The following is an 8,264-nucleotide window of genomic DNA, read 5'->3' as shown; positions in this document are numbered from 1 at the left end:
TTGCAGCAGAAACCATTTTCATTGCCGATGTAATTTGCATCGTCGATGAAACGGAAGTAATTCTATTTCGGATTTCCTTTAAATTTGCCATTTGTCGATTAAAAAAATGTGACAATTTGAAAATTAGATAATTAGAAAATTCTTCAAAGACTTTTTAATTATCTAATTTACCAATTCTCTAATTAGATATATTTTGCTGAAATTTCTTTTGCTGCTTTTTCGATAACATCAGTAATGTTGTCATCTAACTTACCAGCTTTCAACGCGTTAAGCGTATCTTTATGTTTGCTGTTTAAGTAAGCTAAGAAATCAGCTTCAAATTCTTTTACTTTATTTACAGGAACACTTTTCAATAAGTTTTTAGAACCAGCGTAAATAATAGCAACTTGGTTTTCAACAGGATAAGGATCATTTAAACCTTGTTTCAAGATTTCAACGTTTCTTCTTCCTTTTTCAATTACGTTTAATGTAACTGAATCCAAGTCAGAACCAAATTTAGCGAAAGCTTCTAATTCACGGAATTGAGCCTGGTCTAATTTTAAAGTTCCTGAAACTTTTTTCATTGATTTAATTTGAGCATTACCTCCAACACGAGATACAGAGATCCCTACGTTAATAGCAGGACGAACTCCAGAGTTGAACAAATCTCCATCAAGGAAAATCTGACCATCTGTAATCGAGATTACGTTTGTTGGGATATATGCAGAAACGTCACCAGCCTGAGTTTCGATAATTGGTAAAGCAGTTAATGAACCACCACCTTTTACGATAGACTTGATAGAATCTGGTAAATCGTTCATGTTTTTAGCAATTCCATCATCAGCAATTACTTTACAAGCACGCTCTAATAAACGAGAGTGTAAGTAGAAAACGTCTCCAGGGTAAGCCTCACGTCCCGGTGGTCTTCTTAATAAAAGAGAAACCTCACGGTAAGCAACAGCTTGTTTAGATAAATCATCATACACAATAAGTGCCGGACGACCTGAATCTCTAAAATATTCTCCAATTGCAGCACCTGCGAAAGGAGCATAAACTTGCATTGGAGCTGGGTCAGAAGCATTTGCAGCAACGATAACTGTATAAGCCATTGCTCCTTTTTCTTCTAACATTTTTGCGATTCCTGCTACAGTTGAAGCTTTTTGTCCAATTGCAACATATATACAGAATACAGGTTTTCCTGCATCGTAAAATTCTTTTTGATTTAAGATAGTATCGATACAAACAGTTGATTTACCTGTTTGACGGTCACCGATAACAAGCTCACGTTGTCCACGTCCAACCGGGATCATAGCATCTACTGCTTTTACTCCTGTTTGTAATGGCTCAGTAACTGGCTGACGGAAGATAACTCCTGGAGCTTTTCTTTCTAAAGGCATTTCGTATAAGTCCCCACCAATTGGTCCTTTTCCATCAATTGGAAAACCAAGAGTGTTAACTACACGTCCTACCATTTGCTCACCTACTTTAAGAGAAGCAATACGTTGTGTTCTTTTTGCTGTTGATCCTTCTTTGATTCCTGTTGATGGTCCTAAAAGTACCACACCAACATTGTCTTCTTCAAGGTTCAATACAATAGCTTCAAGTCCGTTATCAAATTCAACTAACTCACCATATTGTACATTCGATAACCCGTAAATACGAGCAATACCGTCTCCAACTTGAAGTACTGTTCCTACTTCCTCTAGCGTAGCACCAGATTCAAAACCTTCTACTTGCTTTCTTAATATTGCTGAAATTTCAGCAGGTTTGATTTCCGCCATCTTAATTTATAATTTAGACACTTTTTATGTGTAATAAAACTAATTACTTAACTCTCTTTTTAATACTTGTAATCTGTTTGACACAGATGCATTGTATTGATTATCACCTATTCTTAAAATAAATCCACCAATGATTGAAGGATCTACGATATTTTCAATTGTAATTTTTTTATCTGACAAAGTTGCAATTTTAGCTAAAACTTTAGCTTCTAATGCAGCATCCATAGGAATTGCAGTTGTAACTTTTGCTACTTCAATACCATTACTTTCATCAAATAGTTTGCTGTATTCTAATGCAATTGCATTTAGAATTTCAAATCTTTTGTTTTCAAATAATAAATGAAATAAACCTTTGGTTACGCCATTTACATTTGCGAAAACTTCTAAAAGAGCACTTTCCTTAACTTCAACTTTTGTAGTTGGGTTTTGAATAAAGGTACTCAATTCTGCATTTGTCTCAATTGCCAAAGCAATTGACTTCATATCGTTATTGACAGCTTCGGCAACACCTTTAGAGTTTGCTAAGTCTAGAATTGCTTTTGCATAACGAATTGCTGCTCTTGTACTTGCCATAATCTTAGTTTAACTTTACGTCACCTAACATTTTCTCTACTAATTTAGCTTGAGATTCTTTGTTAGATAATTCTTCTTTCAATAATTTTTCAGCAATACTTAATGATAAAGTTGAAACCTGAGATTTCAATTCTGCCATTGCAGCATTTTTTTCACTTTCGATAGCCGCTTTAGCCTGCTCGATCATTTTTTGACCTTGCGTTTGTGCTTCGTTTTTAGAATCAGCAATCATTTTCTCTTTCATTTCGCGAGCTTCTTTTAACATAGCATCACGTTCAGCACGAGCTTCGTTCAAAATTCTTTGATTGTCTGCTTGTAAGTTTTGCATTTCTTGTCTAGCATTTTCAGCAGAAAGTAATGCATCTTTAATACCTTGCTCTCTATCATTTACTGCATCAAGAATTGGTTTCCAAGCGAATTTTTTCAATAAAAATATTAATCCAACAAATATTAGAATCTGCCAAAAGAACAAACCGAACTCAAACTGATTTATTAACTTTTCCATTATATATGATTATAAATTTTAAATTATGTCTTTTTAACTGCACAAGGCAATTTTAATGTTTTATTTTTAAAACAATAGTTACAACCAACCGTTGCAACTATTGTTTTTTGTGTTTTAATTAAGCAGCGAATAACGCAGCGAAACCAATTCCTTCAATAAGTGCAGCAGCAATAAGCATAGCTGTTTGGATTTTTCCTGAAGCTTCTGGTTGACGAGCGATAGCGTCCATTGCTGAACCACCAATTCTACCAATACCTAAAGCAGCTCCGATTACGATTAATCCTGCTCCAATGAAATTTAAACCGTTCATATATGTATATATTAAAAATTAAACATTCAATTTTGATTTTAGATTTTTGAATGTAGATTTTTAGATTGAAATAATCTGAAATCTAAACTCTGAAATCTAATTTTTAGTGGTGCCCCTCCTCTTCGTGGTGGTGCTCTTCTACTGCTGAACCAAAATAAAGTGCAGACAGCATTGTAAAAATATAGGCTTGTAAAAATGCAACTAAAATCTCTAGTATAGAAAGTGCAAATGATAATCCGAAAGATAGACTGCTTCCAATCCAGCTCTTAAAGATAAACATTAATCCGATGATACTCATTAATACAATGTGACCTGCGAAGATATTTGCATACAAACGAATCATTAATGAAAATGGTTTGATGAAAACTCCTAACAATTCAATTGGAGCCAAAATAATTCTCATTGGTTTTGGCACTCCCGGCATCCAGAAAATGTGACCCCAGTAGTTTTTATTTGCAGTAAGGTTTGTAATTAAGAAAGTAAGGATTGCTAACGAGAATGTAATTGTTAAGTTACCTGTAGCATTAATTCCTAGTGGAGTTAATCCGAAGATATTTAAAAACAATACAAAGAAAAATATTGTCAATAAATAACTCATGTATTTTTTATGGTGCTTTTCTCCAATATTAGGAATAGCAACTTCGTCACGAATAAAAACTACAAGCGGTTCAAAAAATCTTCCTGCTCCAGAAGCAATTCCTCCATTTTTAGCATATGATTTTGCTAAGCTTGTAAATAACCAGAACATTAATAATGCTGCTACAAAAATAGAAAGTACTGTTTTTGTAATTGAGAAGTCTAACGGACGAACATTTGTAGGATGACCTGTTTTTTCATCTTCAGTAATTGTTCCGGCAGCATCTGTTTTGTAGATTTTACCATCATGATGATTAATCACGTAATAATTTCCATTTGATTCTGCTACTGCATGACCGTGGTTAAATTTTGAAGAAGAAAAAATTTGAAGACCATTATCCAAAATAATTACCGGTAATGGAAAACCATAATATTTACCAGTCTCATCATCTTGTGTAAAAGTAAAATCATGAGAGTCCAAAACGTGGTGGCCAATGAAAGCCTTAATTTTAGATTTTACATCAGTTGGTTCTGCATGGTGCCCTTCAGAAGCTGCTTCGTGAGCTGTTTCAGTTTGAACATGCGCCGAGTCTTTTTCTGAATTAGAAAAGCTCATTAGTGGAAGACAAGCTACAAAAGCTGCAAGAATAAATCTGAGTGGTTTGTTTGAAATCACCATATCTGTGGAAATTCTTATTTTTTATGTTTCTAAAATTTGGTGCAAAGGTACATTTTTTATTAATATTCAAAAGGATATGAAAAATTATTTTTGAACCTTGTTTTAAAGAATCCGCATTTTAACGCTTTTCATTTAATAATCGGACAGTTAAAATCGTTTGAAATAACAAAAAGAGAATAAATGTTACAAAAAAATTGATTTTTTCAACACGGATGTTGTGAATCTTGTCGGATAAAATCGGCCGCAAAACAAAATAATACACAAACATTTGAATAAAAGTTCCAAGCATAAAAAACATTCCGATGCTGTCGAACTTATCTTTTTTGAATTTTACTGTTAGTGTTAATAGTAAAGCAGAAAAAAATAAAAAGATCAAATACAATACTTCTATACTATAATGAAAGTTTTGATCATTAATTTTAAAAATATAAAAAACTCCCTTATGTAGTATATAGGAAGCAACTGCAAGAATATGCAGATGAAGAATAAGTTTGTAGTTTTTTAAAAACATTCCGAACAATTTTTTGCAAAGATGCAATATTTATTCAAGCCGTTTTTAAAACTTATTTTACTTTGTTTTGTTGATTTCGTTTACCTGACGAATTACATTATATAATGCAATTGCAACTCCAACCATAACTAATACCTTATTATAGTATATCTTTTCACTTGGATGGTTTTCGTCTAACCAAGTTCCTAAATAAGAAAACAAAAAAATAATAACCCCCATTTGAATAGGAATATTTATGAGGGCTATCCATTTATTATTTTGTTTTTTATTCGGGTCCTTTTCCATCTTCTAACATAATTACTGGATTTGAATTTGCCAGCATGGTACAAGTTGCTGTAAACTCTGCGCCTGGTTCTATAGAAAGTTTTCCAACGGCAACTTCACCGTGAATTTTTGCTGCGGCTTTGATATTAAGAATTTCAAGAACTTTAATTTTTCCATGAAATTCTCCTTCAATGTCAGCATTATTACAAATGATTTCTCCTTTTACTGCGCCTGTTGCGCCTATCACTAATTTTCCCTGCGAGGTGAAATTTCCAATCAATTCGCCGTCTAATCTAAAATCGGCTTTTGAAACAATATCTCCTACAATAGAAGTTCCTTCAACAATTCGGTTTGTTTTTCCTAAAAGTTCTGTTCCGTTTTTTTTTACTTTGTCAAACATTATATTATGGGGTTTTTGGGGCGAGGTAGGCGTCTAGGTTCTTTTTAATTTGAACCACTTTGTAATTATCTGCTGATATAATAATTGACGGATGCGCAATTTTATATTTATCGTCTTCTCTCAAAACTCCTGCCACATCTCTGGCATAAGCTTCAGATTTTAAACCATGAATTGACACAAAACTTTGGGTTCTGTTGTATTTATCAAAAGACGTTGTTAATCTTTCAAAATTTTCGACTAACAAAAATACTCTAATTGCTTCTTCAATTTTTTTAACTGTTTTAGTATCCGTATTAGAAACCAGATATACAATTTTCCAGTTTTTATTATCTACAGTTGTAAAATTAAGTCTTTCTAAAGCTGGGACATCTTTCTCCAAAATTTCTCTTGCTTTTTTTCCTTCTTCACTATTTGGATAATTATCTGCCACGTTTTCTAAACCTTTTTTATAAGCATCCAGTCCGTTGACTTTTCCTAAAGTATTTGCTTTTAATAATTCAAACTTAGAAACAATTTCTTCTCCAGAATATTGATTGATTAAATTATCAATATTATCTAACACAACATCAAAATTCTCTTCCTGAAATAGTTTATACCATTTTTGGTATTCTTTTTCAGGCGAAGCTATATCATCAGCATTTGTATTGTTTAAAATCTGAGCATATCTCGACGTTGGATAATTTGTCGTTATATCTGATTTAATTCTTGCTGCTTTTTCCGGATCTGTAATTTGATATATTTTATACAAATTATACTTCGATGGAAGCACTAATTTTTCTTCTGGATTATTTTTAAGTAATTGCTCTAGTTTATCACTTGCTAGTTTATATTCCTTAAATTTCTCCTTATATATAAGGCCTAATTGATAATAGGCAAAATTGCGTTCTTTACCAATGCTGTCCATTGCAGTTTGCGTTTTCGGAAGTTGTTTTTCATAAAAAGCAGTGGTATACTTTTCAATAACAACCGTATCTTTTAACTTCGCTGCTTCCACTTCATTTATACTGTCATTGAGCATTGCTGCATCATTTGCAGATTTTATTGTAGCCAGTCTCCAGTTTCCGCCAATCGTTCTGTTACCCCACATTTTTTTAAACTGTAGTTTTCCGTAGGCAACTGTTGTTGGGTTGTAAAAGTAAAAAGTACTTGCTGTTGCGTCATTTCCAGATGGAGGTCTAATTCCGTCATCAGGATCTGCAGGTTTTCCTAATGAATTCGGGTTTATTGCTGTCGGCGCATTCGACGCATTTGTATTTCGGTCAATATTAGCTAACTTCTCTTTTTCTTTCTCTGCTATAATTCGTTTAGCTTCGTCTTTCTTTTTAAGTTCAGCAATGTAACTTTCAAAATAAATTTTTCTGTCAGCATCAGGCAATCCGTAGACTTTAATAATACTGTCATTTCGTTTTGCAATTCCTTCGTATTTAATTACGTTGTCAAGGTTTTTTCTATTTTTCTCGATTAAAACAAATTCTCTTGTTTTTGGGTCTAACTTGGTCAATGTACTGTCATAATATTTAGCAGCCATCGTGTAATCTGTATCTTTAAAATACATGTTTCCAATGTTTCGGTAAGCCGATGCCGTTAAATAAGGATCTGTAGATTTTCTTCTTAACGATTTATTGTAGAATTTTAATGCATTTTCTTTGTCTTTCTTTTTATCATAGAAAACTCCCATTTCATAAAAAAGAACATCATAATAAGGTCTGTTTTCACGATCTGCAACTAACTTATTATAGATTTTTAAAAATATGGTATCGTTGCCTTTTTCATAATCGTACATCTGCGCTTTTTTTGCGTAAGCGTGCATCATGTATTTTCTGTTGGCTTTACGATTCATGTCGATAACGCCATCATAATAATAGGTGGCGCTGTCTTTGTTTCCAACTTCCTGATACATCTGCCCCAGGATGAATTTATAACGGGCACGGTCTTCATTTATTCTAGAAAATTCTTCTGCAATTCTAAGTTTAGCAACGGCACTGTCCCTTTCTTCTAAATTCAGAAAAGCTTCCGCCAATAAAGCATTGGCGTCAGAAAATGTCTGTTTATTTAAATCTGTTTTCTTTAATAATTGATTGATATTTTTAACTACAATCGCATCATTTCCTAAACGCATATTGGTTTTTTCGCGCCAGATTTTTGCCGTATAAATATTACTGCTGTTTGGGTATTTGTAGAGAATGTAATTGAAAGCATCTAAGGCTGGAATAAAACGCTGATCATAATATCTGGCTTTTCCAAGCATTAAATATGCTTCGTCAATTTGATAGTTTCTTTCTCTTCCTCCAATATTCATGGAGTGTTTTTGAATTGCTTTTGTTGCCTTTGTTTCTGCTTTTTCAAAGTCAGGATTTTTTGTTTTTGATCCTTCCGAAAAATTTTCATCAAACTGCATTTTTTCAATAGGAAGCCTTTTCCAGAAATTGTCCTGATTATTGGCCTGAATAGCTAGCAGTCCTTTGTCAAGACCAATTCCTCCATTGTACAAAATGTTATATTTTGTACTTAATGCATGGGAATTTCTGTTCACAAAAGTATTATTCTTGGTAGAACATGCTATCAAAAGGAGAAAAAACGTGAGAAAAAAACTATATTTAAGAGTATTCTTTTTCAATAGAACTGATTTTAAAGCATTAACTTCTAAAAAGCATTTTTAGTATAATGACTTGTAAAAATACACTTC

Annotated in this window: 8 protein-coding genes and 1 pseudogene; all 9 read right to left on the bottom strand. The window is 32.9% G+C overall.

Annotated elements, in window-relative coordinates:
- Window positions 1-115 (bottom strand): annotated as a pseudogene (locus tag B3C18_RS02540) (F0F1 ATP synthase subunit gamma); the annotation flags it as partial.
- Between the two features lie 67 nt (window positions 116-182).
- A complete protein-coding gene (gene atpA / locus B3C18_RS02535; RefSeq protein WP_291141882.1) occupies window positions 183-1,760 on the bottom strand; it encodes a F0F1 ATP synthase subunit alpha in 1,578 nt (525 codons plus the stop codon).
- A gap of 39 nt (window positions 1,761-1,799) precedes the next feature.
- Complete coding sequence (atpH, locus tag B3C18_RS02530) at window positions 1,800-2,333, bottom strand: ATP synthase F1 subunit delta (RefSeq protein ID WP_291141878.1); 534 nt, start codon at window positions 2,331-2,333, stop codon at window positions 1,800-1,802.
- A 4-nt stretch (window positions 2,334-2,337) separates the two neighbouring features.
- A complete protein-coding gene (locus B3C18_RS02525) occupies window positions 2,338-2,838 on the bottom strand; it encodes a F0F1 ATP synthase subunit B (protein WP_291141874.1) in 501 nt (166 codons plus the stop codon).
- A 118-nt stretch (window positions 2,839-2,956) separates the two neighbouring features.
- Window positions 2,957-3,148, bottom strand: a complete 192-nt coding sequence (atpE, locus tag B3C18_RS02520) for an ATP synthase F0 subunit C (protein ID WP_053472986.1) — start codon at window positions 3,146-3,148, stop codon at window positions 2,957-2,959.
- 103 nt (window positions 3,149-3,251) lie between these two features.
- Entirely contained in the window at window positions 3,252-4,403 is a 1,152-nt protein-coding gene (atpB, locus tag B3C18_RS02515; protein ID WP_291141869.1) for a F0F1 ATP synthase subunit A, read from the bottom strand.
- A gap of 568 nt (window positions 4,404-4,971) precedes the next feature.
- The gene (locus tag B3C18_RS02510) at window positions 4,972-5,199 is read right to left on the bottom strand and encodes an AtpZ/AtpI family protein (protein WP_053472989.1); all 228 of its coding nucleotides are present in this window, start codon (window positions 5,197-5,199) and stop codon (window positions 4,972-4,974) included.
- The gene (locus B3C18_RS02505) at window positions 5,180-5,578 is read right to left on the bottom strand and encodes a bactofilin family protein (protein ID WP_291141863.1); all 399 of its coding nucleotides are present in this window, start codon (window positions 5,576-5,578) and stop codon (window positions 5,180-5,182) included. The genes B3C18_RS02510 and B3C18_RS02505 overlap by 20 nt, the downstream gene beginning before the upstream one ends.
- 4 nt (window positions 5,579-5,582) lie before the next feature.
- Window positions 5,583-8,195 (bottom strand): tetratricopeptide repeat protein, encoded by a 2,613-nt coding sequence (locus B3C18_RS02500; RefSeq protein ID WP_291141860.1) that lies wholly within the window; start codon window positions 8,193-8,195, stop codon window positions 5,583-5,585.
- Window positions 8,196-8,264: the final 69 nt, after the last annotated feature.

Origin of the sequence: Flavobacterium sp. UBA7680, assembly GCF_002482975.1 — a bacterium.
In the GTDB taxonomy this organism is placed as follows: domain Bacteria; phylum Bacteroidota; class Bacteroidia; order Flavobacteriales; family Flavobacteriaceae; genus Flavobacterium.
This window is presented reverse-complemented; position numbering and strand designations above follow the sequence as displayed.

Bases quoted from the DNA above. Each gene is read 5' to 3' on its own strand.
- atpA (WP_291141882.1), bottom strand. From the start codon at position 1,760: ATGGCGGAAATCAAACCTGCTGAAATTTCAGCAATATTAAGAAAGCAA.
- B3C18_RS02505 (WP_291141863.1), bottom strand. From the start codon at position 5,578: ATGTTTGACAAAGTAAAAAAAAACGGAACAGAACTTTTAGGAAAAACA.
- B3C18_RS02525 (WP_291141874.1), bottom strand. From the start codon at position 2,838: ATGGAAAAGTTAATAAATCAGTTTGAGTTCGGTTTGTTCTTTTGGCAG.
- atpH (WP_291141878.1), bottom strand. From the start codon at position 2,333: ATGGCAAGTACAAGAGCAGCAATTCGTTATGCAAAAGCAATTCTAGAC.
- B3C18_RS02510 (WP_053472989.1), bottom strand. From the start codon at position 5,199: ATGGAAAAGGACCCGAATAAAAAACAAAATAATAAATGGATAGCCCTC.
- atpE (WP_053472986.1), bottom strand. From the start codon at position 3,148: ATGAACGGTTTAAATTTCATTGGAGCAGGATTAATCGTAATCGGAGCT.
- atpB (WP_291141869.1), bottom strand. From the start codon at position 4,403: ATGGTGATTTCAAACAAACCACTCAGATTTATTCTTGCAGCTTTTGTA.